The sequence below is a fragment of the Pediococcus pentosaceus ATCC 25745 genome (assembly GCF_000014505.1).
In the GTDB taxonomy this organism is placed as follows: domain Bacteria; phylum Bacillota; class Bacilli; order Lactobacillales; family Lactobacillaceae; genus Pediococcus; species Pediococcus pentosaceus.
On the sequence record NC_008525.1, the window covers coordinates 775,361 to 801,377 of the forward strand.

The following is a 26,017-nucleotide window of genomic DNA, read 5'->3' on the forward strand; positions in this document are numbered from 1 at the left end:
TATGAGTGAAAAAGAGCTTCGTCGCTCGATGGCTGTTTTACCGATTGGTACAGTTATGAAGTTAACATCTCTTACTGCTCGACAGATTCGATACTATGAAGAAAACGAGTTAGTTTTTCCAGATCGAAGTGAAGGAAATCGACGTTTGTTTTCGTTGAACGATATTGATCGATTGCTTGAGATTAAAGATTTTATTGCAGAAGGTTTGAATATTGCTGATATCAAGCAACGCTTTGAGCAACGAAAAGAAGAACTGAAACGCTCCATTTCGGATACTCAAATGCGGAAAATCTTAAGAGAAGAATTACTTCAAACTGGAAGGCTATCGGATGATTCTGGCCCAGCCTTTCCAATTAAACGAGTTTAGTATAAAAAAATAAAGTGGGGCGTTACATACAGTTATGGCAAAGAAAAATTATTCGCAAGCAGATATTCGTCAGATGGCAAAGGATGAAAATGTACGTTTTCTCCGATTAATGTTTACAGATCTTTTTGGAATAATTAAGAACGTTGAAGTACCAATTAGTCAATTGGACAAACTATTAGATAATAAATTGATGTTTGATGGTTCCTCAATTGACGGGTTTGTTCGGATTGAAGAAAGTGACATGTATTTATACCCAGATCTTTCTACTTGGATGGTTTTCCCATGGGGAAGCGAACATGGCAAGGTGGCTCGCATTATTTGTGAAGTATACTCAAATGATCGTAAACCATTCGTGGGTGATCCACGTAACAATTTAATTCGAGTACTCCAAGAGATGAAGGATGCAGGATTTACTGATTTTAATATCGGACCTGAACCTGAGTTTTTCTTGTTGAAATTAGATGAAAATGGTAAACCAACCACTAATTTAAATGATAAAGGTAGTTACTTTGATTTAGCTCCTGTTGATTTAGGTGAAAACTGCCGTCGTGATATTGTTTTGGAACTTGAAAATATGGGCTTTGATGTTGAAGCTTCTCATCATGAAGTTGCTCCAGGACAACACGAAATTGACTTTAAATACGCCGATGCTTTGACCGCTGCCGATAACATTCAAACCTTTAAGTTGGTTGTTAAGACAGTTGCCCGTAAATATAACCTGCATGCTACATTTATGCCTAAACCTATGGATGGAATCAATGGTTCAGGGATGCATTTAAACATGTCACTTTTCAATAAGGAAGGCAATGCTTTCTATGACGAAAAGGGTGACTTACAACTTTCTCAAAATGCTTACTGGTTCCTTGGTGGACTATTGAAGCATGCTCGTAGTTATACGGCCGTATGTAACCCAATTGTTAACTCGTACAAACGTTTAGTTCCTGGATATGAAGCTCCAGTATACGTTGCTTGGTCAGGTTCAAACCGTTCACCACTTATTCGCGTTCCTTCAAGTAAGGGACTCTCAACTCGTTTTGAAGTTCGAAGCGTCGATCCAGCTGCTAACCCATACTTAGCAATTGCATCAGTATTGGAAGCAGGCTTAGATGGCATTAGAAACAAGATTGAACCAGAAGATTCCGTTGATCGTAATATCTATCGAATGAACATTCAAGAACGTAATGAAGAGCATATTACAGATCTACCTTCAACATTACACAATGCTTTGAAGGAATTCCAAAATGATGATGTAATGCGTAAGGCATTAGGGGATCACATTTTCCAAAGCTTCCTCGAAGCTAAGAAGTTAGAATGGGCTTCTTACCGTCAAGAAGTGACACAATGGGAACGTGATCAATATCTCGAAATGTTCTAGACAAATATCTATAATAAGAGTTATAACACGGTTAATCGTGTTGTAACTCTTTTTTTGTGAAGAATGTTTAAATTTATTGTCGAATTCCTTTATTTATTTGAAATTTTTTTGTAACATTAGAGACAGAACGATAGAATGGAGCGATATCATGGCAGATGAACGTATGAATCACGAAGAATCCAGTCGGGATATTTTAATCTCGCAACTGAAAAACAAGGATCAATACATAAACGAATTGGCGGAAGCAATTGATCAGCACAACGATTTGCGCATTTATCAATTGCTAGGACCTTTGCGCTATCGGGATGAAATTAACGATGCTTTCGACTTGGAATTTGGAGAATATCCATTTGAGTTGGTAAAGGATCAAAGACAAGAATTAGCACATTTCTTGAGTGATAATTTGATTGATTATTTAATCGAAAAATTTCCATTTTTCTATTACCGCGAAGTTGAAAAGGGACAATTTAAAGTCTTCTTTGGTAATTGGTGGGATCGCCGTGAAATCGGGACACTTGATGCATTGAATGTTGAATATACACTAGACGAAGAAAAACTTGAAAAGCTTGAAAAAGCATTGAATATTGATGAAGCGGGTAAAACTTTAAACTCAGACCAAATCAACCAATTATCAGCTAAAAATGTTGAGTTACAAAAAGTGGTTACCGCTCAAACTGAACTTGAAGATAAGCAAAAAGAATTGATGGAACGTCAAAACAACTTGTCAGATAAGGGCGGTTTATTTGAATCAAATAAGATTAAAGAAGAACGCCAACAAATTAAGGAAGAACTTGCTAAGATCGCTGAAGAAGAAGAACAAGCGGCTAAGGCTCCTGAACAAATTCGTAATAATCAAAAGCAAATTTTAGTTCTTTCCAAGGAAGATACCACGCTCAGTTTTGAAATTGAGGCTTTAAAGAAGAGTTTCACGAGTTATAGTGAGTTCCGTGAAACTGCCGACCAACTGTATAAAAATTATCTCAGTAGCCTATTAGACGAAGGGCAGGTAAAGTCTAATGGATAACACAATCAATGAAGATAAAAAAAGAGCAACATTATCCGACAAGTTGCTGAAAGTACAATCTGATTTGGATGCTGGATTAAGCAAAGGTCGTAGTTTCGCAGAATTATTTCGTACTTTAACAACTACAGATGATAATGTCGAGTTATTGGATGCTGCAAAAAAACTTTATGCGTTCGTAGTTGATAGCGATGCAGTTATTTTTCCTCAGAAATTTGAAGCTAGTGACTATTATTTAATTTTTATGACTCGCTTAATTGAATTAAGCGGTTTAAAAACTAAACTGGGTCTGGAAGTTGAACAAGAAAATAATTACCAAAAACTTTTCCATACTTGGACGGGGACTAGCCAAAAGTTCCGTTTTAAAATGGCAAATAATCAGGCTGAATATGTTGATCAGGCAACGCAACAAACTATTTTTCATTTGAGTTTAGATGAACGGAAAATGAGCTTTAATACTGATACAATTAATAATTTTTATTTTCTAAATCAGCAAGATGACGAAGATAGCTTGGTTGACGAGATTAAGTTATTTACTAAATTTGGCCAAATTTTAGAAGAAGTATACAATTTTGAAGTTGACTTTAATATGTTTGATGCTCGTAATAATAAAGTTTATGAGTTTGATCAAACTAGCTTAAATACAGATATTATTGATGAACTTTTTGTGGATGCTGCTAAAAATGGTTTTACTTTGCTAAATGCTGAGAAACTATTGGGAGCATACCTAAAATTAGATAATCATGTAGTTTTCTCGATTTTTCAAGAGATACCAGCAACCGACCAATGGGCTATTCAAGTTAATGATAAAAGTGAAGAAAAATCATTGTTTGATATCTTGAAGCAGTACGATTTCTTGAACGATTGGTATGTTAGAAATATTGCAGATTTAAAATTAAAAATGTTATTTTAGGTGATTAAGATGGATTGGGCAAAAATGTTGCAAACATCGGTTGCGTTAGACCGTGATATTAGATTTAAACATAACTTGGCCAATAGTATGCAAGACCGGATTCAAGAAGCTTATATATCTTTGGATGTTGAACTTGCAGAAATAGCTAATGCTGCAGAATGGTTCAAGGTATGGAAAACTCATCGTGGCAAACGCGACGGAGAGTTATCGGTCCATCAGACGGTTTTGAATGAGTTTGTGGATGCTACTGATTTTTTTCTATTGATGGCTAATTTAAACCAATGGAATCATTTGATAGTAATTGAAGATGAAGAAATTGATAAGTATAAGGCGGATTCTCGTACGCCCGACTTATCTCTAATGTATTTAAATATTAAGAAAATGTTGTTTTCGGCGTATGCGTATAATCGAAGCACAGATTATGTACATGCTTGGCATCTGTTTATGAAGTTTGGTATTAAAGGCTTAGGATTTACTCCTGAAGAAATTGAGGAAAGCTTTTTTGCTAAAAATAAGGTTAATTACGAGCGTCAAGAAAATAATTACTAATAGGAAATAACAGAAAACCCAAAACCTGCTCTGGTTTTGGGTTTTCTATTAATTAATAAAACCGTAAAATACGGTCAATAATTGAAGATTTGTAGTTAATGCCTCTATTTCTAAAATGGGATTCTTTCAATGAATGAAAAAGGTATAGACAATTAAAGAAAATGGTCTTATGGGCTAGTAAATTGCAAAGCAAAGTTTAAGTTAAGATCATAATGTTTTACTATGGCTGCGAGGTGTGAAATAATTGATACAGAAGCTTACTGTTCACTTCTAAAATTTAAGTTAGCTAAGGAAGTGATAATGAATGACGTATACCGATATTTATGGATTTAAACACGAAAATGCAACAGTTATTAGTAAACAAGACGAATTTCATCGCGTTTTTATTATCGAAGATGAAAAACATCGCCGTTTTGAATGCTTAAAAGAGCATCCTGAGGCTACCCATAAAGGGCCGTCGCATTGGAAACTAGCCAAGCAAGATACACCGCCAGATAATTACTGGGATGTGTTCGACTCGGATGGAAAATAATTAATATAGATAAAAGAAGCTAAATCGTTAAAAATCGGTTTAGCTTCTTTTAGTTTAATGGAGAAATTCTAGCGCTCTAAAGATAATCCCATAAGATGATTTTTTGTTTGAACGTATATACATATTTTATATTTCGAAACTAATTAAATTGGCCATTAAGATAAGCTTTGATGGTTATGATGATAAGGCCTAATATAATTAAAATAACACTTAACCAATGCATTGAACGGTTACGATATTCATAGTGAGTAAAGATGAACCCATATCGAATTTTGGTGTTAAATACAGTAATCAAGAATCCTAGCATGAAAATAAAAACACCAATTAAAATAATGATATCCATTTCTAGCAATGCTCCTAAACTTTTGACTTAATCTAGTAATTATATGTTAGATTTTATTCGATTTTTTAGTCGAAGTCACATTAATTGCTTAGTATAAAGATTTAAAAATAAAAATCACCCAATCTAATTAAAGATTGAGTGATTTTTATGTTGCTTAGTGAGCGTTTGGTGAGCGCTCTTGTTTTAAAAGCCTATACCATAGGGCTTCTAAGCTATATTAATATGATTCGGGAGAGAGAAATAGAGTTCGATACGGTTAATCTAAATATTGTAAGAATGCTGTTATATCAACACTTATGGATATTTTCATTAATCTACAATTGTTTATAGTTAGTTGCTATATGTCGGACTTGGCAGGCACTTTGGTAGGCGCTTTTTCAGCTGAAAGCTTATCTAACCCAGCAATGATGATTGCATCATTTTTATCTTTATATTCTTCAATTAAATAAGCGTATGTTCTGGTTGTGGTAGTAATATCTGAATGTCCTAATCTTTGAGCAATAGGATAAATATCTATTCCTTGTGATAGTAAAAAGGCTACGTGAGAGTGCCTTAGAGAATGGAAATGAAAGTTACGTCTATTTATGTTCAATTCTTCTAATCGAGCTCTTAGAGCCTTATTTACAGCGTTAGAGGTGGGGATAAGTCCACGCTTGTTTTTAAAAACTAAGTCAGTATTGTTGGTTCTCAATTCTTTTAAAACATCGCATAAAGTATTATTGATTTTAATTATTCGGTTAGAACTTTTATTTTTAGTAGGCTTGAATGATTTTGCGAAATAATCATAGGATTTGTTGATATTAATAGTATTGAAATTAAAATTAATATCATTCCACGTTAATCCAGCAATTTCAGATAAACGAGCACCAGTTAAAATAGCCGTAACAATCATATAGTTAGAAGTATATCTAGGGTTGAGCTTAGATATAGTACTATTCAATAGCGCTTTAATTTCAGCAACATTCAAATATTCAACCTGTACTACATTATCTCTATTTGAAATCAATTCAATATTATAAGTAAAATCTTTCTTGATTTCTTCATCATAAACAGCATTTTTAACACACGCCTTAATACAATTATTAATCATTTTCATGGTGTTAGGAGAGTGGTTTTGACCATATTTAACGATGAATTTTTGATAATTAGCTCTAGTGATATCCTTTAGTAATTTATTACCAAAGTATTCGTTAATCACATTATAAGTATATTGGTAACGATTGAGGGTTACTTTGCTAACCTTTGGCTTTTTGTAGAAAATGTACCAGTTTTTAAAATATTCAGCGAAGGTATCTTGCTGATCAACTTTTTCACGAACACTAACTTCTTCATATTCAAGCCTTAATTTAGCTTCACCTAATACGGCTTCTGGTTTAGTTTTAAACCCTCGTTTTGATTTAGTACGGCGTTTACCAAGTGAATCGTACCAGCTAATAGATACTTCATATGTTCCATTTTTTCGTTGAGTTATTGACATTATCGAACCTCCGTTCTCTTGATACGCAGTCTTTTAATGGTAAAATTGGGTATATTAAAAGAGCTACTCAAGAGTAGTTTTGTTTTGTTAAGTCACATCTTTCTTCTTGGCGGGAGTAGGGATGTGGCTTTTTTGTTTATGCTTTTTTAGTGATTAAAAAATATTGCAGCGTGCGTAATTTTCCCATCTGAATCAGTGCTTTCACTTATACGGTAATACTTATCTTTTGATTTAGAATGGTAAAGATCATCTTTTACCCACTTTAAGTCATCGGCAGTTTTTCCCTTATAATCAGCGAACGCAGCTTTATTTGATACAGGCTTGTAGCTTTGTTTATAGTTAAATTCAATTGCTACAATTTTCCCCTTGTTATTTGCAGAATATTGTACAGCGGAGTTGTCTTTATCTTCCCATACTCCATAGCTATTTTTTTCAACGTATTTCTTTTCAAGCTTTGTTCCCATCTTATTAGCATCCATAGAATCGTCATGACAGGCTGATAAAGTAAACAGTGCAAGCAGTGTTGCAAAAATTACTAAAGTTCTTTTCATACATTTCTCCTCCAAAATATGTACAGCTTTTAACGACTTCGGGTGTGGTCGAAGAAATTACATTTCACAGTATGATTCACTATATTGAACTCCAAATCGTTCCTTAAACACTTCATCAACCACATATCCAACCTTCAATGGAATTCCAAAAGCCAGCATAAAGTCAACAGAATCAGAGTAGGCTAGATTATTTAGTTCGCAATATTCTAATAGGATTCCAACGGCACGTTTATTAGCTGCGCATTCTTCTCTAATGTAAAAAACATTTGAACAAAAACTGTTAGACCCCTTATCTCCATTTAAAGCATGACTTATTTCATGTGCGAATTGAAAGGGAACTTCTTCTTCATTTATGTAATTTGTGTTGATGTACACAGTATTATTTAACTCCATGTAAAAAGATACTTCATCTGGCTTGTATGAAGTTCTGTCTAATTGATAACCAATGCCATGGTCATAAGCATAATTGCAAAGATAAGTCATCAAGTTATTCATACGCTATTCATTTTTATCTTGAGCATCTAGATAAGCTCTGATAATTCCTTTCATTGTTTCTCTTTGTGCATCACTAATTGGTTTCCCTTGATACATACGTACTGAATTAAGTGCTTCTTCAACTTCCATGTCACGAGTATCACTCACAGGTTCTTCTTTTTCAGTTTCACCTAATAAATAATCTACAGATACACCAAGGACTTTGGCTACAGAAGCTAATTTATCAGTCTGAGGCGTTTGAGTTCTCCAGCGATAAATGCTATTAATACCAAGTCCTGCCTTTTCAGCGGTTGTTTTTAAATTCCAGCCCTTTTTATTTTTTGCAACTTCTTTTATTCGCTCTACTAGCGTCATATCAACACTCCTAAAAGATAAATAAATAAAAAGTACTGCTTTCGGTAATTTTTACTTTACAAAAGTACCTAGTTCAGTTATTATTAATTCATCAAGTAATTAAGCAATAAAAAACAGACCTATCTAAACAATAACTTTGGCGAGAGATTGTGGTGGCTGTAGGTTTTATATTGCTTTTATTTATGAACTAAGTGTACTGAACTCAGTACTATTTGTCAATAACTTGATGAATAAAAAACAAAAAGGAGGGTAAAAATTGACAGAAGAAATGGCTTTAGAAAATCAAGCTTTAGAGCTCCAACTAAAAATCGAAATTGCTCGTAAGCGCAAAGGAATGACACAAGAACAATTGACTGCCGCTATTGGCGAGAAGTGGCCTTCAGTGGTAAGTAGAGCAATACGAGGTGATCAATCACCAAAATCTAAACGTGTACGAGAAAAAATTTATAAAGTGCTAGGGATTTAAGGAGGAATCAGAAATGGAAGAAAAAAATAAAAATTTAGAATCTTTAAATGAAAAAACTCTTCAACACCAGCTGCAACTGATATCGAAGAGTTCTGAAAAAGCCAATCCGTTAGAATTATTAGTTTTGACGGATGCCATGATACGCGTTCTCGATGCGTTAAATATAAGTGAACAACGAAAATCTATTCTTTAGAAGCTTTGATTACGGTGTCTAAAAAACCGACATATACATTTTGGACAGAACTTGCAGGCACAGTATCTAATTTAGAATTTGATTCCAGCCAAGCCTTAGTTAATTCAAGAGCAATTTCTTTGTCTGACATTATCATATCACCACCTTTAATTGAACTAATTAAATTATACACACGAAAGAAGGAAAACAAATGAACGAATTAGTAATCATGAAAGACCAACAAGCAGTAACGACTAGCTTACAAGTAGCAGAAGTATTTGGAAAAGAACATAAAAATGTGCTGAGAGATATCAGCAACTTAAATTCAGATCGGCTCAATTTTGAGCAGATATTTATGGAAAGCACAGAACCAGATTTATACGGACGTGACCGTCGAATTTATTATATGAACCGAGACGGCTTTACTTTACTAGCAATGGGATTTACAGGAAAGAAAGCATTGGACTTCAAACTGAAATACATCGAAGCCTTTAACAATATGGAAGAAGTAATTAAGGAAGAACGCATCCAATTACCTAGTGATCCAATGAAAGTACTGGAATTAATATTTGAAGCCAACAAAAACACGGATAAGAAAGTAGAACGGATTGATAAAGACGTTGATTACCTAAAAAACAACCAACGCTTAGACCAAACAGAATACAGCTACATTTCACGAAAAGTATCAAATAAGGTTAATGAATACTCTCAAGTCCACGGGTCAACATTAACAGCTCCTCAACGAAGTAAATTATTCAAAGATATCAACCGAGGAATCAACGAAGTAACAGGTGTTAAGACGCGTTCACAACTACGTCAGAAAGATTTTGATATAGCAGATGAATTTATTGACAACTGGCAACCATCAACGGCTACCGTTCAAATTATTAAACAAATGAGTAATGTAGCAGACGGACAAACAACGTTAGGAGCATAAAAATGGCATTAGACACAATGTTTGAAGCCATGTCTAAAGAATTGGTTAATGAAGTTTTAGACAGGCTTAGAGATGAAGCAATTATTAAGTTGGACCAAGATGTTTTATCACCAGTTATCAGTAAGCATCAGTTGGCTAAGGAGCTTTGCAAAAGCGATAAATGGGTAAAAGATAATATTTTTGAGAACCCAAGATATTCTACTGACATCCAGTCAATGCGTGATAAAGGCTTAATTCAAATGACAGCTTATGGTGAAAAAACTAGGGTGATTGTTAATCGAAAGGCTATTAAGAAGTTTTTGGATGAACACTCAGCAGAATTACCGTGGTTGGAAGGAGTTAAGTAATGGTTGTATCAGTAAGTTTAGGGCAATTAGCGTTTTATCTAATTTCAGTAGTAGTGGCTGGTATTTATGGCTATTCAATTAAGGGAGGCGAGAAGTAGTTGAACTACTTGAAACAAAATAAAAAGCCCGCTACGGCAATAGTGGACTCAAATAAATATTCAACAAAGGAAGTATAACACAAATGAATCAACAACAGTTTGAACAATATGAACGTGAATACGAACAAGAACGAGAGCGTAAGGAAGTTGAAGCCTTATTCGGAAAGGAGAACGCAAGTGAAGAATATTGATGAACTTGAAGCAGAACGCACTAAGCTAGATCGGAAGTTACGTGGACTAAAAAACAAGAAAGCAGAAATTGTTCTATCTATCGAAGAAGTTCAAGACGAGATTAATAAAATCAGTCAGAAAGAGCTTCAAATGTTCGATGGGAGAGAGTTCCAAACAGAATCATTCAAGTATGTACGAACGGCTAGTAATCCTAGCAAGCCTAGTTGGTGGCAAGTAGTTAAGACTGACAATGCCAAGCCAAAAGAAGTGGTTAAAGTATTAGCTGATATCGATGTGAACTTGATTAAGCGTGAACCAGATGTTTCGGCGATTAAGCGTTACGTTGCAGAAGGTCGTTTCATTGTTCGTGAAGGTGGTCAGTTAATCGACACTGAAACAGGAATGGTACTACCTTACAGAGCTAAACGTAAGGCAGACAAGTTAACAGTTAAGGCGGTGGAAGCATGAGTGAAAAAACGTTATATCAAAAGCTTCAAAACATCCACAAAAAAGTACCATACATTCAAAAATCCCAACAAGCTTCAAAGTATTCGTACGCTGGGTCTTCAGATGTCTTAGGTACAATTCATGGTTTGATGGATGAAGAAAAATTAATTTTAATACCGCAAATTACTAATAAAAACACTGAAACAAGCCAAAATCGAAAAGGATCTACCGTAATATTTACTGAATTAATGATGACTATGACGTGGGTTAATTCAGATAATCCAGATGAAAAATTAGAGTGTCAGTGGTACGCACAAGGAATTGACACAGCTGGAGAAAAAGGTGTTGGGAAAGCACTCACTTATGGCGAGAAATATTTTTTATTAAAATTCTTCAATGTAGCCACAGACGATTTAGATCCAGACGCATTTCAAGAAAATGTTAAAGCTCAAAAAGCACCCGAATTGATAAACGATGAACAAAAGAAGACTTTAAAAGAATTATTTAACAGTATGGCAAGTGTTACCAAAACACCGATTGAAAAAGTTTCTAAAGCTTATCTTAAAAAAGTTAAGTCAGATTCCATTGAAAAATTGCAGGAAGATACTGCAATCGGATTAATTGAATTGGTAACTAACCAACTTAATAAACAGACAGAGAAAGCGGGTAAGTAATTATGCGACAAATAACTATATCTGGAAATATTGGCAATGATGTACAAGTTAACTCAACTCAAAGTGGAAACAAAGTGGCTAACTTTAATGTGGCAGTACGACAGAATCGACCTGATAATAACGGGGAATACGGTACTGACTGGTTTAGATGCTCAGTATGGGGAACGAGAGCTAGTACGGTAGAAAAATTCTACAAAAAGGGTAGCCATGTAGTAGTAACTGGGAGTTTATCAATTAATGAATATAACGGTAAAACACAGCTTCAAATTGACGTTTCAGACTTCGACTTACCAGATAACCGCAATGCAAACAATACTAATTCAACAAAGAGGAATGTCAATAATTCATTTAACAATGGTGGACAATCAATCGATATTTCAGATGATGATTTACCATTCTAAATTTAAAGGGATATCTATAGAAAAAGGGTGATTGTTAGTGAAAGGAGCATTTCAAACAAGTAGAGAAATATTTGAGAATCCAATTTGGACCGATGTTATCAAATTCAGAATATTCTTTTACATTTATGGCAATGCTGTTTTTGCTAAAGAAGGCACGCGAGTTGGAGATATCCATTTGAAGCGAGGGCAGTATTTAAGGTCATACAGAAATCTACAAAATGATCTGGCTTACATTGAAAAAAGACATCAAAAAGTTTATTCATTGCACACTATAAAAAGCAAAATTGAAAATTTGGTGAAAGAAAAACGAATAGAAATTGAGAATACCGATTACGGAACACTGTTTACAGTGCTGAATTATGAGGAATACCAAGGGTTTGAACGTTATACAAATCAGTCGACTGCAACAGATACTGCAACAGATACTGCAACAGCAAGTGAACAGCAACGGAACAATAATAAGAATGTTAATAAAGATAAGAATAAAGATTCTTTGTCGCCCAAGAACGACCAGAAAGAAAAAGTTGATTATGGGAAGTTTATTGAATGGTTCAATCAGAAGTCTGGTAAGAGATTTAAAAACGTTGAATCCAATCGAAAAATCATAAGAGCAAGAATCAATGAAGGATATTCCAAATCTGAATTGGCTAAAGTTGTTGAGTTCAAAAGCAAACAATGGAAAGACGATCCAAAGATGAATCCATACCTAAGAATTACAACGATATTTGCACCAAGTCATTTTGGTAATTATCTTAACGAAGCGAATGAATATTCGAAGAGTAGCAACATTCCAACTACAACTACTAGCGATGGTCAACGTCAAGGTAAGACAACAGAAGAAATTGAAGCGGAACGTAAAAGGCATGAAGAGGAAGTAACAAGAAGAGCAGAGGAGAGACTGAATAATGAACACAGAGATTGAAAAAGAAGTGATCGGGATTTTGCTGAACCACCCAGAGAAACTATCTGGAATCCAGCTGGAATCAGATTGGTTCGGCTATCCCGAATATCAAACCCTATTCGAAGCCATGCACCAATCCGTCAGCCACGATCTGTTCGATGTGTACGGAAAATATAATCAACTATCTAAGCAGCCCATGGCTTTCAACATTGTCAAAGACATCAGAAATGAATCGCCGATGGTTAGTTTACTCAATAACGATATCCAATTAATCCGTAAAGCAGCGTACACACGTCAATTGAATATTGCGATTGACAAATATCAGACGAATCCATTTAGCGAAAATGAGCAGGCTTTGCGGGAAGTACTAGCCAAAAATGCATCGGTTGAAACGATTGATGATGGGTTACTGGATGAAGCAGTGGAAGAGTTGAAAGATTCGTTGACACATGCTCGACCACGAGGCGTGAAGACGTTTAACAAATTAGATACGGCGCTCGGTGGTGGAATGTACGGATCCATGTTGTTCACGATTGGAGCACGTCCATCAACTGGTAAGACGGCATTCTCGGTAAATCTGGCGTACGAAGCATTAATGAATGACAAAGAAGTTGAAATAGATTTCTTTACGCTCGAAATGAACAAGCAAGAAATGCTCAATCGTTTTATCTCCAGAATGACTGGTGTTTCAAGCAGTACTCTACGTTCAAAAGCTAACGAACTGAACGATATTCTGAAAACTCTAATCGATCAAGCTACAAGCCAGTTATTGGCGTCTAAATTGCGTGTGTACGACGGTTTAGAGACTCTCGGTGAAATTGTCCAGACGATACGCAAAAACGCTGCTAAGGCGAAGCAGGGTAAGTATATTGCGATCATTGATTACATTGGACTGGTTAAGGTACCAAACGTGAAAGATCGGTATATCGAAGTCGGAGAAGTCACTAGAGAGCTTAAACGACTAACGAACGAGTTTAATATCCCAATAGTGGCGTTGTCTCAATTGTCACGAGGTATTGAAAATCGGCAAGATAAGACACCGTTACTATCTGATCTAAGAGAATCAGGAAGCATTGAACAAGATTCAAACGTAGTGGCATTTCTACACCGTCCACAAGGGATAAAAAGTGAACGGGTAGTACAACTATCGATTCGAAAGAATCGTGAAGGTGAGTTGGCGGATATTGACTTTACATTTATCGGTGAAGAAATGTTGTTTCTGGAATATGAGCCCAAAGAGGTGAAAAACTAACTATGGCATACATGGATTACTACGAGTATCAAGCCATTATGAAAGAAAACGGATATGTTGAATCAGAAGCTGTGAAGATATTTTTAAAACGAGCAGCAGCGTTTAATAATCGTAAAAAAATATTTATGAAACAAGAATTATCTGACCGCAATAATGGCGTGCTACTGGAGTATATCCATAAAACTGAACTGCAGAGACAGAAAGCAGTCTGGGACGCCATAGATTGTGCAGAAATTGAAAAACGCCAAGGATTTTATTTCATTGAACGAAGCGGCGGAGACAAATTTATGGCTGTCATGATAACTCAATATGAGGGCGATTTAAGCCGCATGACGGCAATTGAAAAAGCTACGTATAAATACTTTGAATTGATTGATGAAATGCGAAAACGAGCAGAGAAAGGACAATTAGCGAATTGATAAGAATAGAAGTGGCAGGCGAGCCAGTTCCACAAGGTAGACCACGATTTAGTGGTCGTGGTGGATTTGTTAGAAGTTATGACCCACCAAAATCAAAAGAATATAAAAAGCACGTAAAAGAAGAAGTTCAGCAACAGTATCATGGCAAGCCTTTAGAGGGTCAGTTGTTAGTTGAATTAAGTGTGTATCGACCGATTCAAAAGAGTATCTCAAAAAAAGAACGTGATATGCGCCTCTTAGGGTTCCATAGACCGATTGTAAAAGGCGATATAGATAATTACTTTAAAGCAGTGACGGACGCTTGTACGGGGCTGTTATGGGTTGATGATGCACAGATAGTAAGCACGAAAACGAATAAATATTATTCAGAAAATCCACACGTAGAAATGTTGGTGATTCCGTATGAATTTGAATAGTCATGATGAAAGAGTTCTGGCTAATTACTTACTGGAAAAGCTTGACGAAAATAACGATATTTTTTCAGTGATTTCAGTAATGAGTAGAAAGATGTACGAATTAAGACGAGATAGATTAGACGTCTATAACGCTTATCGGAAATTAAGTAGGGAAGAACACAATCACGTGGTAGCAGAAATATTATTACCATTTTAGGAGGAATTAAGAATGAAAAATAACAGTTTTGTATTTAACGCAAACATGAAAAAGGTAACTTTGGATAAGAATGGAGCGCAAGTTTTATTGACTGTAGAAGATACAGATTTCCTTGAGGTGGCTACTCAATTATCTAATACAGCTGGATATGATGTGATTGTCAAAGTTACACCAGCTCAGACTGAACTAGATACAGAACCACAAGAAGCCGAAGGACAAACGGAGATGTTTAAGCAAGAGTGAGGTTAATAATCCTATGAAAAAACGTACAGAAATGACAGCAGAGGATATCATCCGTGAATTGTATGGCAATGATTACACTTTGCAAGAATTAGATCGGATTAAAGAAGCACTTGAAGAACAGTATCAAGAATGGCGTAAACGTAATTTTAACTAGGAGGAACGAAAAGAATGTACGTAATCGAGAACACAGCCAACGGAAGATATTACCGAAAGCTAGGAGTGGAAGCACATCAGTACACCGATATTAGATACGCTACTCCTTTTAGTAAGTGGAAAAAGGCAAAACAAAAAGCAGATATTTTACACGCTGCGATTAGTCCAATTGGCGAACAAATTAATTTTGAGGTCAAGCAGCACAAGTTTTACGTATTAAAGAATCAAAATGATAAAGGCTACATGAATCAAGTTTCGTGGACTGCACCGAAAGAGGAAGCTAAACTGTTTGCTACTGAAGAAGACGCTAAGCGGGAAGCAAAAGATTTAGCTACCGCTATGGCAAGAGTTGGTGTTGAACTTAGTTTTAAAGTAGAGGAAATCTAAAACAACAGTTGAATAAAATATTAAGAGCGGAGAAAAACAAACGATGTTTAGATTAATTGGAAATGTATCAAAGAAAGTATATTACGAATCAGAAAATGATTCCGATTTGAATAAGTGGCGATTAGATAACTTTCTCAATGATTCTCAAGCAGATGGACATCTAGTCAGCCAATATGACGCACCTGAAGCCATGGTTATTGTAAAAGTTAAGGCTAACAAATCACGTAGGGAATACCTAAATGATTTACTGGATCAAGGCAAGTTTGAAGAATACCGAAGAATAACTATGGAAAATTATAGCCGTGATATTGAAGTTTATGGTCGTGGTAAAGATAAACCAAAACTTATTAAGCGCCGTAAAATGGTTGAAAAGCTGTTCAGACAAGGAATTACCAATACCGCTGAAATTGCAAGCAGAGTACATATTGCCAGAAGTACGGTGAATTTTGACCTTAGGGCATTGCGCAAAACTTATCCCGAACTAAAACAAAAAAGAGCTAGATCATAGGAGGAAGACAAATGATTGTAATTATCAACGAGGATTATCAAGTAAAGGTAGATAACTATGCTAACTACACCTTGCTCAAGGCTGTAAGAGACGAATCTGGAGCGATTAAGATTGGCAAGGATAAATTAATAGAGCAAAAGACAATCGGCTACTATTCCAACATGAGGCAAGCTCTGACGGCTTGTATTCATCTAATGTTGGAAGATAAGTACGATGTGATGGAATTGACACAGTATCTTGATGAGTTGGAACGACTAGAAGCTAAGTTTCGTCCAGTATTAAAACGGTTCAGAGAGGAAGATTAATATGTTCTATTTATGGTATTTTTCGATTGTAGTATGGATGATTCCATCGCTATTAATCGGTTATGGAACACACAGCTTTATGATCGGAATGTGTTTTTTTATGACAGTAGCCATTTGGCAAACGTGGATGAGTGTAATTGTTTATTTAATTAAGGAGGGCGACTAGATGACTAAAGATGAATATGTAAAAAAACTAAAAAAATATTACGACGACAATAAATTAAAACAAACTGATAGTTATGGGAAAGGTTATACCTATGGCCTTGCTGAAGCACTTGTTTATGCAATTGGTTTAGCAGGAAAGTTAGATGAATCACAGAAAGCAGTTATTCCACAGTTTGTGGCTGATTGGATTGAAGAAGCGAAAGAATATTATGAAGATGAAGTAGACCCATTGAGAATTATTTTTTGGATAGGCGACTATATTAGTAGTGCAGAACCCCATTATGAATGGCTGAAAAATATAGACAATCAAAAACTATTATTCAATGCAATCGCTAATGGATATGAGGTTGAGAAAGAGCCTGAACTCCACGTTAAGTTAAAAGGACTTATTATTGGCTCGGCCTATTTAAATTATAATATTCCGTTTAAAACATTTTCTACAAATAGCTTATCCTCACCAAAACATATGAACACCGAATTTACCAAGTCATGGTTAGCTAAAAATTGGCCCGAATACGAAGCGTACAACAATGCTGGACTACTTGAGTTTGAGGAGGTAGAAAACTGATGAACAAAAATAAATGTAAACATTGTTATGAACCTTTTAATGATATTACGAAAAATATATACGGCGGATATGGAGACAAATGCAAAGTGGTAGCTAAAGGAGTTATTGTTTCGGGCTACGATATCGAACACAGAAATATTAATTATTGTCCGGCATGTGGACGTAAATTGGAAGTAGAAGATGAGTAAACCTCAACTGAAAAAGGAACAACAAGATAATAACGAATTTATTTTTAAACATAAAGGCAGAGTTGTTCCGCCACCAAATACAAAAATAGAAGATGTTGGTGAAGTGATTTTTTGCCGTGATATTATGACAGCGTTTGTGATTATTCATAAACATAAATAAAGTAGCAGAGAATCAGCAGAAAAATGTGATGAAGGATTTAAGTTAGAAAAAAGAATATCGTTGATATAGAGGCTTTTATAGCAGGTATGGTATTTGCTTGGAAAATAAAATCGGCAGAAAATCTGCAGAAAGCCAGCAGAAAAAATGGAGGACGAACAATGTTAAAAGAATATCGTAAAACAGCAACAATTAAGGCTGAACAATTTAATCCAGATGAGTATGTTCCAGAATATGTATTCAATAATCTTGAAAGAGTTCCGTGGACAACATCTGAAAAACTTGAAAATATGCTGAGTATATTAAAAACTGGTGAACCTAAACCAGATTGGAGAATTAAAACAATCGAAGGTGATATGAAGATTAATCCGGGTGATTGGATTGCTACAGGTGTCAATGGTGAACATTGGGCCATTGCTGATGAAATCTTCAAGAAGACTTATGAAGAGGTGGAATAATGAAAAAAATTAAATTTATTAATTTAGAAACAAAAGAAGAGGAAACAGAATTTGGAACGTGCGAACTATGTTTTAGTACAGGAACAGTTGATAACCCCGTTCTAACCTTCAAGGTTGTTAAAGAAGATGGATCAGAAGAGAATCTTTCAATCAATGGCTATGAGTGGGATTGGGGTGATTACAATGAAATTGACATTACAAACCTCGTTGACTTCGCAGCTTTCTTAGCTCCGTTAGAATTTGATGATTCAGTTGAATTTAATAAAGACTGGTTGTGGAATATCTCTAGATGCTACAACACTTTGTATGATATCCAACACCCTTATGCGGAGGAGGACTAAACATGAAAGATAAAGCAATTGAAGCATTAATCAATACTCTAAATGACGGAGCTAAGAACATTCCAAAAATTACGGAAACGATGATTCGCCAATACCAACAAGCACAATTGTTTTATGGAATTGCTAGTTTTGCCATAGCTATCTTCTTAGTTATTTTAATTAGATGGGTGTGGATGAAAGTGTTTGAAAAGTATAAGCAATATAAACAGGTTAAAGAAAAAAAGCCGAATCCGTTTTCAACAAGAACAAATTTTTCAAGTTTTGTCCATGCTAATGATTTAGAAATTCAAATTTTAATCCTAAGTATAGGTACATTGATAGTAGGTGTAATAGCAATATCATTATTAGTCGGTGGATGTGATAACATCGGGAACTATATTAGTCCAATTAACGGATTGATTAACGATCTAACTAATAAATAAGAAGGTATCGATAGAATGACAGTATATGTACTTTGGTGGCAAAAATACGATGTTAGTTAAGGGGTGGAAGCATGATATTTCAAATAATAGTGGTAATTTTATTAGCACTTATTTTGATTAGTATTAGGAATGCTGTTCGAAGCATCAACATGGTAGTTGAACATTTACGAATTCACGATGTAATAACCCTAGATGAAAATGAACAAAAGCGAATGGGTAATTTGTATAAGGATTTGTACAAATAAAAAAGCCACAGCCTCCGCTATGACAGTATTATATACAAATATTATTATACTACGGGAGCTGAGGGCGTGTCATTATTACCAGAATTAGATGAAGTTAAGACCATAGAAAAAGTTAAATGTTTTTTTGAAAAAGAATTCCCAACATTGCAGAACATGGCACATACTGCATTTGTCGATATTAAATCGCCAGTAATTAGTGGCATGCCAGTATCCCATAGTGCTGATAATGGGGCGGAAACTAAAGTCACTTTACATGCTTATGCCAAAGATATTTTAGGTAAAGTGATTAAGGCATGTGGTGGTTTAGATAGCAAACATCGACAAATACTAGAAATGAAATACTTTAAAAAATTAACCTGGTATGAAATTGGAGAATTAACTGGCTATGGACGTAGTCGAGGCAGTGAGATACTTAATGAAGCTTTTCTACAATTTGCATGGGCATTTGCTGATATAGATGACTTTAGAGTCTTTAAATTCGGACAAAGAGACGACACACGTCGGACACAAGTAAGGTTATATTAGTATTATCGAAAGATTAGTAAATAGTTGCCGGCCAAGCTAAGCGGTTTTTTAATCTTTCAAGTAAGGCAAATGGTTAACAAGCACGATTCTTTTCGACAAATAAATTATTAGGAGACGTGTAGCTTGTTGCAAGGTTCGATTCCTTGCTGTCTTATTTACCTAAAAATAAGGGGTGTTAATATGAATTTTGGAAAAGCTATCGAAAAGTTAAAGCAAGGATATAAAGTTAAACGTGCAGGTTGGAATGGTAAAGGCATTTTTATTGCTTTGAAGAAAGCCAGTAAAGATGAAGCGATGACTCACGATTACATTTACATCGATACTACAGGGCTACAAACAACAAATTCAGATGCACCTTTGGATCGCGTTCCTTGGCTTGCTAGTCAAACAGACATGCTATCCGAAGATTGGGAACTCGTTTAATAATAAATAAATGCAAAAGAGATGTGGCGGAATAAGGTAGACGCTATGGTTGATAAGACAAAAGGTTTGGTAGAAGATTGCGGGAATGGCGGAACGGAAACAACTGAGAAGCAATCAGCCTACAAAAACAGTGATGAAGATTCAGCTAAGAGGTTACTCATTTTGATTGGGCATACTCGTTCCTAAATCACTGACAACAAGTCATGTAAGGTGCAAATCCTTACCATCTTATTTTTTAAATTAAATTTCAAAATGTTTTGTTTTTTACGGATTTTTAAAAAATAACCTTTATAATTAAATTATAAAATATAGGAGGTAGATAAAATGAGTGAAGTTAAACTTACAAGATTTGAAAGAACATCATTAATTAATCAATTTAGAATTATGAAAGCATTGAATATTAGTGACGATTATGGTGATAAAGAAATTTTCGATAAGAATATAAAGATTTTACATAACGGATTCGAATACTACTATGATGAGGTTATTTTAGATGCTGGTGGTAGTGTAAGTGTAGAGGTTACGAAAGAAGTCATTGACATTCTAGATGCTTATGATTTTTGTGCAGCTGTTTACACAGAAGGTTCTATTAAGTTAGACCAGGACCTAGTAAATGAGTTAACAGAGTTTGGATTTGATTTAAATGATAGCGATCACATTAGCTACTACAGTATTGCCAACTGGTTACTTAATGATAATAGGTTTACTAATCTTGGTGAATTAATGCGTAAGGATATGAACGGAATTGATATTAACGACCATGGGTTTAGTAGAAATATTAATGAAAAACTGAATGTTGCAAATCGTTATAAAGATTTTATTCGTGGATCAGATTCTAGTTTTAAAGACGCTACTGTGGATGATATCAGATACATTCTAACTGGAGTTAACAAGATAACTGAATAATTAATTTAACTATTTAAGCCACTCAATTAATACGTTGTGTGGCTTTTTATTGTCCATTAAAGGAGGTGTGGTGATATGCAATGGTAGACAAAACTAGACAAAGCAAAGTGTTTGAATCATTAGACGAAAGGCATAGAAAAGCCGTTATATTGCTATTTGAAGATGAACTAACTGACGAACAAATCGCAAATTCTGTCAACCGATCCAGAGCAACACTAAGTAAGTGGAAGAAAGATCCGCTATTCCAGCAAGCACAACAAGAATATCGCAGAATTGCGCTTGATTCTTATGTGCCGGATGCAATCAAACATCTCAATGAATTAGCGTTGAATTCTAAATCGGATATGGTCCAGTTACAAGCCACACAGACAATCCTTAATATGGCAGGGTATGGGACTGCTAATAGCAATGTTGAATTGGATAAAGCTAAAGTTCGCAAAGCTAATGCAGAAGCTGATATAGCAGAAGCACGAGCTAAGGAATTTGAACCAGAATCTAGTGTAGATGATAACGATGGATTTATTAGCGCTTTGAAGAACAGTGCTAAAAATGTATGGAGTGATGATAATGAAGCTTAAGACCAACGTGTTCCATTTCACGCCCTTCTCCAAAAAACAATTGCAAGTGTTGACCTGGTGGGTTAATCCAAGCACCAAGGATAGCGAAGCCATAATTTGTGATGGTTCGGTTCGTGCGGGCAAAACGGTTATTATGTCATTGTCGTACGTCATGTGGGCAATGCACACGTTTAACGGGCAACAGTTAGGCATGGCGGGTAAAACCATCGGATCGTTTAGACGTAACGTATTACGTCCGTTGAAACAGATGTTAGCAGGTAGAGGGTATAAAGTAATCGACCACCGTACTGATAACATGTTTGAGGTTGTAAAGAACGGCAAAGCCAACTATTTCTTTATTTTTGGTGGTAAAGATGAAGCTAGTCAAGATTTAGTTCAAGGGTTAACTGCAGCAGGATTCTTTTTTGATGAAGTTGCATTAATGCCACAATCATTCGTTAATCAAGCGACGGCTCGTGTGTCTGTTTCTGGTGGTAAGTATTGGTTCAATATGAACCCCGAGGGACCGTATCATTGGTTTAAATTGAATTGGATTGATGACCTTAAGGGCAAACGGGCGTTACGTATTCATTTTCGGATGGAAGACAACCCCTCACTTAGCGAAGATGTTATCGGCCGTTACAAGCGTAACTATTCAGGTGTGTTCTATCAGCGCTATATTTTGGGCTTGTGGGTCATGTCAGAAGGAGTTATATACGATAACTTCAATAGAGAAACAATGGTCGTTAGCGAGCCACCAGGGCGCTGTACGAAGTATTACGTGTCAGTCGATTATGGAACTCAAAACCCTACAGTATTTCTATTGTGGGGTTTTTATAATGGCGTATGGTATTGCTTAAAAGAGTATTACTATGATGGACGACACAGCGCACGTCAGAAAACAGATGATCAGTATGCGAATGATTTAGATGAGTTTGTTGGCAATATTAACGCCAGAATAATTATCGATCCGTCCGCTGCTTCTTTTATTGCAGTGTTGCGTAACAGGCACTACCGCATTATCAGAGCTGACAACGACGTGCTTAATGGGATTCGTGAGACACAATCAGCAATGAACAACGGATTAATTAAGTTCACTGATAACCTACCTAATTTATTTAAAGAGTTAGCGTCGTACATTTGGGACGATAAAGCATCTAGCAACGGTGAGGACAAGGTTATTAAGGAACATGACCATGCTATGGATTCAATGCGTTACTTTGTCTACATGGTACTAAGACACAATAACAAAGCTAAAGTTATCAAAAATAAATACTTTTAAAGGGGTGATGATAATCGATATTACAGTTATGGGAAAAGGCTCAATTATTAATGGAACAACGTTTGTATTCCCAAAGGATGCAGATTTAACAGCTGATGAGATTAGGAGCTTTATTTCTGCAAACGATGAATTTGCCAAGGAATACGATAAAAAGTGGCAAATGTATATTGGAAACCATGCGATCCTCCATAAGAATGCAAAGGACCACGGGCCAGATAATAAATTAGTTAACAATTTGGCGCATTACATTGTGGAGACGTTTAACGGTTACTTCATGGGTATTCCACCTAAAATCACGTTAGATGATGACACCGACAATGAGAAGCTTCAACAATGGAATGATACTAATTCATTCCAAGATAAATTGAATGAGATTAGCAAGCAAGCGGATGTCTACGGACGTTCGATTGCTTTTTTATTTCAAAATGAAAATAGTGAGACAGGCGTAGCTTATAGTTCACCGATGAATTCATTCATTATTTATGATGATAGTGTCCTTCATGAACCGTTAGCATTTGTTAGATATACACGAGACAAGAACAACATTTTATCTGGTCAGGTATATACAGATAACGAGTGGTATTCATTTGATGATAGTGCTAATAGAGCTGGCGAAGTTAATGCTAATCAATTCGGACAAGTACCAGCAGTAGAGTTCTTTGATAATGAAGAGCGACAAGGTGTGTTTGAGAATGCTATGACCTTGATTGATGCGCTTAACAACGTAGTAAGTCAAAAAGCTAATCAAGTCGAGTATTTCGATAATGGATATCTATCCATGCTAGGGCTTAATTTAGATGAAGATAACGATGGCAAGCCTGAATTGAATCTTGATGGAAACCAGATCATCTATTCACCCGATGCAGATGCCACTAATGCAAAGGTAGAATTTTTAGCTAAGCCAGATGGCGATAACATGCAAGAACATTTGACTGACCGATTGATCAATACAATCTATCAAGTTTGTATGGTTGCTAATCTAAATGATGAATCATTCAGTGGAAACAGTTCTGGCGTGGCTCTTCAATACAAGTTATTGCCTATGAAGAACATGGCAGCTAACAAGGAACGCAAGTTTACTCAAGCGTTGCGAAAGCTTTACAAGATTGCTTTTGGTGTTGAGACTATTCTGGACACGACTAAAACGGAAGCATGGCAAGACTTGAAGTTTCAGTTCACTCGCAACCTCCCAGTTAACTTAGCAGACGAAGCCTCAACAGCTAAGGATCTTGTTGGTTTAGTTAGCCAAGAAACACTGTTGTCTACATTGTCATTTGTGGACGATGCTAAGAACGAGATTAAACGCATGAAAGAGGAGCAAAAGGAACAAATTAAAAGTTCACTTGAAGCCACTGACAACCTAACTGACCAACAGAAAGCTGGTGTAGGCAATGGTAAAGCGGAAGAATAGTGATGATTATTGGAAACAACGTGAAGCCGATGAACGGAAGTGGATTGAATCTAATATCAAGAGCGGCAAAGACTTTGATAGATTAATTCAAGAGCATTATGACACTTTGCTACAGAGTATTAATAAAGATATTAGTGATCAATACACTCACTATGCTAAACGTGAAGGTTACACTCTTGCAGAAGCTCGCAAGAAAGTATCGGAAGAAGATGTTAAGGCATTCTCAAATGAAGCTAAGAGGCTTGTAGCTAAAGCTAGGACGATTTACAAAAAGAAAGGCAAAGTAGAGTATGCAGACTTTTCAGACGAAGTTAACACCCGATTAAGACTGTATAACGCTACTATGCGTATCAATCGTCTTGAGATGTTAAAGGCTCAAATCGGACTAGAAATGATAGATAACAATATGGATATCTATAGCGCTGTAGCCGATCATTTAAACGATAAATACATTAACGAGTTGGAACGGCAAGCTGGTATATTAGCAGATTCAGCAAGCAACGTTAAAGCAGCAGTTACCGCTAGTATCGTTATGGCAACAACTGGTAATGCTAATTTTAGTGAAAGATTGTGGGCTAATAGCGATGTGTTCAAAGCGAGACTTGACCAATTACTAACTAAACAAATGGTACAAGGCTTGAATCCGACAGTAATTGCACGTGATTTAAAGCCTTATCTCAAAGACGAGGTAAAGAATGCTAGGTATGTTACTGAACGATTAGCACGAACAGAAACGTCAAGAGTGCAAGCACAAGCACAACTGAACAGCTTTAGAAAGTATGGATATAAATATGCTAAATGGATTGCTGAACCATCAGCTTGTAAGGTGTGTGCTTCTATAGCAACAACAAACGATGGAATTTATACAGTAAATGATGTTCCAACGCAACCGGTACATCCAAACTGTATGTGTAGTATTTCAGCATGGTATGACGAGGAGGAATAAGTATGGAGCTACCCATTGATAACGAAACATTAATTGGTGCCTTAGAAGAAATTGTAAATAATTTAAAGAAACGCAATAAAGATGTTGAACATATTAAGATTGCTAGTGAACGTGGTGACGGAAAGACACATGTATTAATCGACTTAACGTTTCAAGCCAAAAATGATTTTAAAAATTTCACTCTTGAAACAGGTCAAACAATAGAAATTGAAATCTAGTATGCAGTAATGCATGCTATTTTTTATGCTCTTTTTCCTGATTGCAGAGCTAAAAGAACAACTGAGCAGCCTCCCAAGGCTTTAAATGCGAGCAAAGGAGTATTTAATTATGGAACTAAAAAATGTTTTACCAATGAATCTACAGTTTTTCGCAGAAGAACCAGCCAATCCAGATACAGAACCAACTGATCCAATTGACACTCCAGCCGGCGGAGATGGAGAAGAAGGCAAGGACGGCGCTGGTAAAGAAAGCAAAGTTGATGAAACTGTTGAAAAATTGCAGAAACGTTTGCATTCAGAAACGGCTAACAAACACTCGTTAGAAGAACAGGTTGCTGATTTGCAGAAACAACTTGATGAACAAAAGAAAAAGCCTGACAAGTCCGTTAAGTCGTTATCTGATGATGAAAAGAAACAGAAAGAATTTGAAGCACTCAACAAGAAGAACGAAGAACTTGAAGCCAAATTAAAACGTAATGAGGTTCTTTCTCAAACTCGTTCAGTTCTCCAAGAAGATAACATCAACGTTGATGACAGTATTCTTAATTTAATCGTTACAGATGATGATGATAAAACTTACGAGAATATCGTAGCTATCAAATCATTGATTGCTAAAACGACTAAATCAGCACGCAAGGGGTACTTAAAAGGCTCAACACCTAAAGATACAGGTACACAAGTTGCGGATGCTTTTACAGCTAAATTAAATAAATATAAATAAAGGAGGGCATATCT

General features: G+C 35.7%; 45 protein-coding genes. 39 read left to right on the forward strand and 6 right to left on the reverse strand.

All coding sequences use genetic code 11. The annotated features are described in order from the left end of the window. Window position 1 precedes the first annotated feature (1 nt). The 6 genes from PEPE_RS03610 to PEPE_RS03635 all read left to right on the forward strand — a co-directional run bounded on the left by PEPE_RS03610 (window position 2) and on the right by PEPE_RS03635 (window position 4,757). Window positions 2–367, forward strand: coding sequence for a MerR family transcriptional regulator (locus PEPE_RS03610; RefSeq protein WP_002833530.1), 366 nt, complete (start codon window positions 2–4; stop codon window positions 365–367). A gap of 34 nt (window positions 368–401) precedes the next feature. Further along, window positions 402–1,742, forward strand: coding sequence for a type I glutamate--ammonia ligase (gene glnA / locus PEPE_RS03615; protein ID WP_002833531.1), 1,341 nt, complete (start codon window positions 402–404; stop codon window positions 1,740–1,742). A gap of 148 nt (window positions 1,743–1,890) precedes the next feature. After that, window positions 1,891–2,766: a hypothetical protein gene (locus PEPE_RS03620; protein ID WP_002833532.1), complete on the forward strand. Its 876-nt coding sequence runs from the start codon at window positions 1,891–1,893 to the stop codon at window positions 2,764–2,766. Further along, window positions 2,759–3,676, forward strand: coding sequence for a hypothetical protein (locus PEPE_RS03625; protein ID WP_002833533.1), 918 nt, complete (start codon window positions 2,759–2,761; stop codon window positions 3,674–3,676). Before PEPE_RS03620 ends, PEPE_RS03625 begins: the two co-directional genes overlap by 8 nt. 9 nt (window positions 3,677–3,685) lie before the next feature. Then, complete coding sequence (locus tag PEPE_RS03630) at window positions 3,686–4,225, forward strand: dUTP diphosphatase (protein ID WP_002833534.1); 540 nt, start codon at window positions 3,686–3,688, stop codon at window positions 4,223–4,225. 304 nt (window positions 4,226–4,529) lie between these two features. After that, complete coding sequence (locus PEPE_RS03635; RefSeq protein WP_002833535.1) at window positions 4,530–4,757, forward strand: hypothetical protein; 228 nt, start codon at window positions 4,530–4,532, stop codon at window positions 4,755–4,757. Window positions 4,758–4,896: 139 nt separating this feature from the next. On the opposite strand, the gene PEPE_RS03640 is transcribed toward PEPE_RS03635, so the two are convergent. From PEPE_RS03640 to PEPE_RS03660, 5 genes are all read right to left on the reverse strand, one after another. Beyond that, window positions 4,897–5,100, reverse strand: coding sequence for a hypothetical protein (locus PEPE_RS03640; protein ID WP_002833536.1), 204 nt, complete (start codon window positions 5,098–5,100; stop codon window positions 4,897–4,899). Window positions 5,101–5,437: 337 nt separating this feature from the next. After that, window positions 5,438–6,577, reverse strand: coding sequence for a site-specific integrase (locus tag PEPE_RS03645; protein ID WP_011673218.1), 1,140 nt, complete (start codon window positions 6,575–6,577; stop codon window positions 5,438–5,440). A 146-nt stretch (window positions 6,578–6,723) separates the two neighbouring features. Then, a complete protein-coding gene (locus PEPE_RS03650; RefSeq protein ID WP_011673219.1) occupies window positions 6,724–7,128 on the reverse strand; it encodes a hypothetical protein in 405 nt (134 codons plus the stop codon). A gap of 57 nt (window positions 7,129–7,185) precedes the next feature. Then, complete coding sequence (locus PEPE_RS03655) at window positions 7,186–7,521, reverse strand: ImmA/IrrE family metallo-endopeptidase (RefSeq protein ID WP_261785716.1); 336 nt, start codon at window positions 7,519–7,521, stop codon at window positions 7,186–7,188. A 105-nt stretch (window positions 7,522–7,626) separates the two neighbouring features. Next, window positions 7,627–7,977 (reverse strand): helix-turn-helix domain-containing protein, encoded by a 351-nt coding sequence (locus PEPE_RS03660; RefSeq protein ID WP_011673221.1) that lies wholly within the window; start codon window positions 7,975–7,977, stop codon window positions 7,627–7,629. Window positions 7,978–8,233: 256 nt separating this feature from the next. On the opposite strand from PEPE_RS03660, the gene PEPE_RS03665 reads away from it, so the two are divergent. Both PEPE_RS03665 and PEPE_RS03670 read left to right on the forward strand, forming a co-directional pair. Next, window positions 8,234–8,443: a helix-turn-helix domain-containing protein gene (locus tag PEPE_RS03665; protein WP_011673222.1), complete on the forward strand. Its 210-nt coding sequence runs from the start codon at window positions 8,234–8,236 to the stop codon at window positions 8,441–8,443. A 13-nt stretch (window positions 8,444–8,456) separates the two neighbouring features. Beyond that, window positions 8,457–8,636, forward strand: coding sequence for a hypothetical protein (locus PEPE_RS03670; protein ID WP_011673223.1), 180 nt, complete (start codon window positions 8,457–8,459; stop codon window positions 8,634–8,636). Here the strand turns inward: PEPE_RS03670 and PEPE_RS09255 are convergent. Further along, window positions 8,626–8,766, reverse strand: a complete 141-nt coding sequence (locus PEPE_RS09255) for a hypothetical protein (protein WP_011673224.1) — start codon at window positions 8,764–8,766, stop codon at window positions 8,626–8,628. The two genes, PEPE_RS03670 and PEPE_RS09255, sit on opposite strands and share 11 nt — an antisense overlap. 60 nt (window positions 8,767–8,826) lie before the next feature. Between PEPE_RS09255 and PEPE_RS03675 the strand changes: the two genes are divergently transcribed. The 31 genes from PEPE_RS03675 to PEPE_RS03815 all read left to right on the forward strand — a co-directional run bounded on the left by PEPE_RS03675 (window position 8,827) and on the right by PEPE_RS03815 (window position 26,003). Next, entirely contained in the window at window positions 8,827–9,552 is a 726-nt protein-coding gene (locus tag PEPE_RS03675; protein WP_011673225.1) for a Rha family transcriptional regulator, read from the forward strand. A 2-nt stretch (window positions 9,553–9,554) separates the two neighbouring features. Beyond that, a complete protein-coding gene (locus PEPE_RS08995; protein ID WP_011673226.1) occupies window positions 9,555–9,899 on the forward strand; it encodes a DUF771 domain-containing protein in 345 nt (114 codons plus the stop codon). A gap of 275 nt (window positions 9,900–10,174) precedes the next feature. Beyond that, window positions 10,175–10,636, forward strand: a complete 462-nt coding sequence (locus tag PEPE_RS03685) for a hypothetical protein (protein WP_011673229.1) — start codon at window positions 10,175–10,177, stop codon at window positions 10,634–10,636. After that, a complete protein-coding gene (locus PEPE_RS03690) occupies window positions 10,633–11,289 on the forward strand; it encodes an ERF family protein (RefSeq protein WP_011673230.1) in 657 nt (218 codons plus the stop codon). The genes PEPE_RS03685 and PEPE_RS03690 overlap by 4 nt, the downstream gene beginning before the upstream one ends. Before the next feature lie 2 nt (window positions 11,290–11,291). Beyond that, entirely contained in the window at window positions 11,292–11,690 is a 399-nt protein-coding gene (locus PEPE_RS03695; RefSeq protein ID WP_011673231.1) for a single-stranded DNA-binding protein, read from the forward strand. A gap of 37 nt (window positions 11,691–11,727) precedes the next feature. Further along, on the forward strand, window positions 11,728–12,612 hold the full coding sequence (locus PEPE_RS09325; RefSeq protein WP_011673232.1) for a conserved phage C-terminal domain-containing protein: 885 nt from the start codon (window positions 11,728–11,730) through the stop codon (window positions 12,610–12,612). A 19-nt stretch (window positions 12,613–12,631) separates the two neighbouring features. Continuing rightward, a complete protein-coding gene (locus PEPE_RS03710; protein WP_233418267.1) occupies window positions 12,632–13,843 on the forward strand; it encodes a replicative DNA helicase in 1,212 nt (403 codons plus the stop codon). A 2-nt stretch (window positions 13,844–13,845) separates the two neighbouring features. Then, the gene (locus tag PEPE_RS03715; protein WP_011673234.1) at window positions 13,846–14,262 is read left to right on the forward strand and encodes a hypothetical protein; all 417 of its coding nucleotides are present in this window, start codon (window positions 13,846–13,848) and stop codon (window positions 14,260–14,262) included. Beyond that, window positions 14,259–14,678, forward strand: a complete 420-nt coding sequence (locus PEPE_RS03720; RefSeq protein WP_011673235.1) for a RusA family crossover junction endodeoxyribonuclease — start codon at window positions 14,259–14,261, stop codon at window positions 14,676–14,678. The genes PEPE_RS03715 and PEPE_RS03720 overlap by 4 nt, the downstream gene beginning before the upstream one ends. Before the next feature lie 208 nt (window positions 14,679–14,886). Continuing rightward, window positions 14,887–15,117: a hypothetical protein gene (locus tag PEPE_RS03730; protein WP_011673237.1), complete on the forward strand. Its 231-nt coding sequence runs from the start codon at window positions 14,887–14,889 to the stop codon at window positions 15,115–15,117. Window positions 15,118–15,130: 13 nt separating this feature from the next. Continuing rightward, on the forward strand, window positions 15,131–15,271 hold the full coding sequence (locus tag PEPE_RS09260; protein ID WP_011673238.1) for a hypothetical protein: 141 nt from the start codon (window positions 15,131–15,133) through the stop codon (window positions 15,269–15,271). A 14-nt stretch (window positions 15,272–15,285) separates the two neighbouring features. Continuing rightward, window positions 15,286–15,657 (forward strand): hypothetical protein, encoded by a 372-nt coding sequence (locus PEPE_RS03735; protein WP_011673239.1) that lies wholly within the window; start codon window positions 15,286–15,288, stop codon window positions 15,655–15,657. A 43-nt stretch (window positions 15,658–15,700) separates the two neighbouring features. Beyond that, complete coding sequence (locus PEPE_RS03740) at window positions 15,701–16,165, forward strand: hypothetical protein (protein ID WP_011673240.1); 465 nt, start codon at window positions 15,701–15,703, stop codon at window positions 16,163–16,165. 11 nt (window positions 16,166–16,176) lie between these two features. Further along, on the forward strand, window positions 16,177–16,470 hold the full coding sequence (locus PEPE_RS03745; protein WP_011673241.1) for a hypothetical protein: 294 nt from the start codon (window positions 16,177–16,179) through the stop codon (window positions 16,468–16,470). A gap of 166 nt (window positions 16,471–16,636) precedes the next feature. Further along, window positions 16,637–17,203: a DUF1642 domain-containing protein gene (locus PEPE_RS09000; RefSeq protein ID WP_011673243.1), complete on the forward strand. Its 567-nt coding sequence runs from the start codon at window positions 16,637–16,639 to the stop codon at window positions 17,201–17,203. Beyond that, the gene (locus PEPE_RS03755) at window positions 17,203–17,391 is read left to right on the forward strand and encodes a hypothetical protein (RefSeq protein WP_011673244.1); all 189 of its coding nucleotides are present in this window, start codon (window positions 17,203–17,205) and stop codon (window positions 17,389–17,391) included. The genes PEPE_RS09000 and PEPE_RS03755 overlap by 1 nt, the downstream gene beginning before the upstream one ends. After that, window positions 17,384–17,551: a hypothetical protein gene (locus PEPE_RS09265; protein ID WP_011673245.1), complete on the forward strand. Its 168-nt coding sequence runs from the start codon at window positions 17,384–17,386 to the stop codon at window positions 17,549–17,551. Before PEPE_RS03755 ends, PEPE_RS09265 begins: the two co-directional genes overlap by 8 nt. A gap of 158 nt (window positions 17,552–17,709) precedes the next feature. Then, entirely contained in the window at window positions 17,710–18,006 is a 297-nt protein-coding gene (locus PEPE_RS03760; protein WP_011673246.1) for a hypothetical protein, read from the forward strand. Beyond that, window positions 18,006–18,347 (forward strand): hypothetical protein, encoded by a 342-nt coding sequence (locus tag PEPE_RS03765; RefSeq protein WP_011673247.1) that lies wholly within the window; start codon window positions 18,006–18,008, stop codon window positions 18,345–18,347. The genes PEPE_RS03760 and PEPE_RS03765 overlap by 1 nt, the downstream gene beginning before the upstream one ends. Window positions 18,348–18,349: 2 nt before the next feature. After that, window positions 18,350–18,769 carry a hypothetical protein gene (locus PEPE_RS03770; RefSeq protein ID WP_011673248.1) on the forward strand — a complete coding sequence of 140 codons (420 nt, stop codon included), beginning with the start codon at window positions 18,350–18,352 and terminating at the stop codon, window positions 18,767–18,769. A gap of 71 nt (window positions 18,770–18,840) precedes the next feature. Next, window positions 18,841–19,014, forward strand: a complete 174-nt coding sequence (locus PEPE_RS09270; protein WP_011673249.1) for a hypothetical protein — start codon at window positions 18,841–18,843, stop codon at window positions 19,012–19,014. A gap of 66 nt (window positions 19,015–19,080) precedes the next feature. After that, window positions 19,081–19,539 (forward strand): ArpU family phage packaging/lysis transcriptional regulator, encoded by a 459-nt coding sequence (locus PEPE_RS03775; RefSeq protein WP_011673250.1) that lies wholly within the window; start codon window positions 19,081–19,083, stop codon window positions 19,537–19,539. Window positions 19,540–19,719: 180 nt separating this feature from the next. Continuing rightward, window positions 19,720–19,962, forward strand: a complete 243-nt coding sequence (locus PEPE_RS03780; protein WP_011673251.1) for a DUF2829 domain-containing protein — start codon at window positions 19,720–19,722, stop codon at window positions 19,960–19,962. A gap of 45 nt (window positions 19,963–20,007) precedes the next feature. Further along, a complete protein-coding gene (locus PEPE_RS09275; RefSeq protein WP_011673252.1) occupies window positions 20,008–20,148 on the forward strand; it encodes a hypothetical protein in 141 nt (46 codons plus the stop codon). A gap of 138 nt (window positions 20,149–20,286) precedes the next feature. Continuing rightward, the gene (locus tag PEPE_RS03785) at window positions 20,287–20,868 is read left to right on the forward strand and encodes a YfbU family protein (protein WP_011673253.1); all 582 of its coding nucleotides are present in this window, start codon (window positions 20,287–20,289) and stop codon (window positions 20,866–20,868) included. A gap of 80 nt (window positions 20,869–20,948) precedes the next feature. Continuing rightward, entirely contained in the window at window positions 20,949–21,446 is a 498-nt protein-coding gene (locus tag PEPE_RS03790; protein ID WP_011673254.1) for a helix-turn-helix domain-containing protein, read from the forward strand. Next, window positions 21,436–22,707 (forward strand): PBSX family phage terminase large subunit, encoded by a 1,272-nt coding sequence (locus PEPE_RS03795; protein WP_011673255.1) that lies wholly within the window; start codon window positions 21,436–21,438, stop codon window positions 22,705–22,707. Before PEPE_RS03790 ends, PEPE_RS03795 begins: the two co-directional genes overlap by 11 nt. 7 nt (window positions 22,708–22,714) lie before the next feature. Further along, window positions 22,715–24,118 (forward strand): phage portal protein, encoded by a 1,404-nt coding sequence (locus PEPE_RS03800; RefSeq protein WP_011673256.1) that lies wholly within the window; start codon window positions 22,715–22,717, stop codon window positions 24,116–24,118. Continuing rightward, window positions 24,099–25,064, forward strand: coding sequence for a minor capsid protein (locus tag PEPE_RS03805; RefSeq protein WP_011673257.1), 966 nt, complete (start codon window positions 24,099–24,101; stop codon window positions 25,062–25,064). Before PEPE_RS03800 ends, PEPE_RS03805 begins: the two co-directional genes overlap by 20 nt. 2 nt (window positions 25,065–25,066) lie before the next feature. Beyond that, window positions 25,067–25,282 carry a hypothetical protein gene (locus PEPE_RS03810; protein ID WP_011673258.1) on the forward strand — a complete coding sequence of 72 codons (216 nt, stop codon included), beginning with the start codon at window positions 25,067–25,069 and terminating at the stop codon, window positions 25,280–25,282. Between the two features lie 109 nt (window positions 25,283–25,391). Then, window positions 25,392–26,003: a DUF4355 domain-containing protein gene (locus PEPE_RS03815; RefSeq protein ID WP_011673259.1), complete on the forward strand. Its 612-nt coding sequence runs from the start codon at window positions 25,392–25,394 to the stop codon at window positions 26,001–26,003. The last annotated feature ends 14 nt before the right edge of the window (window positions 26,004–26,017 follow it).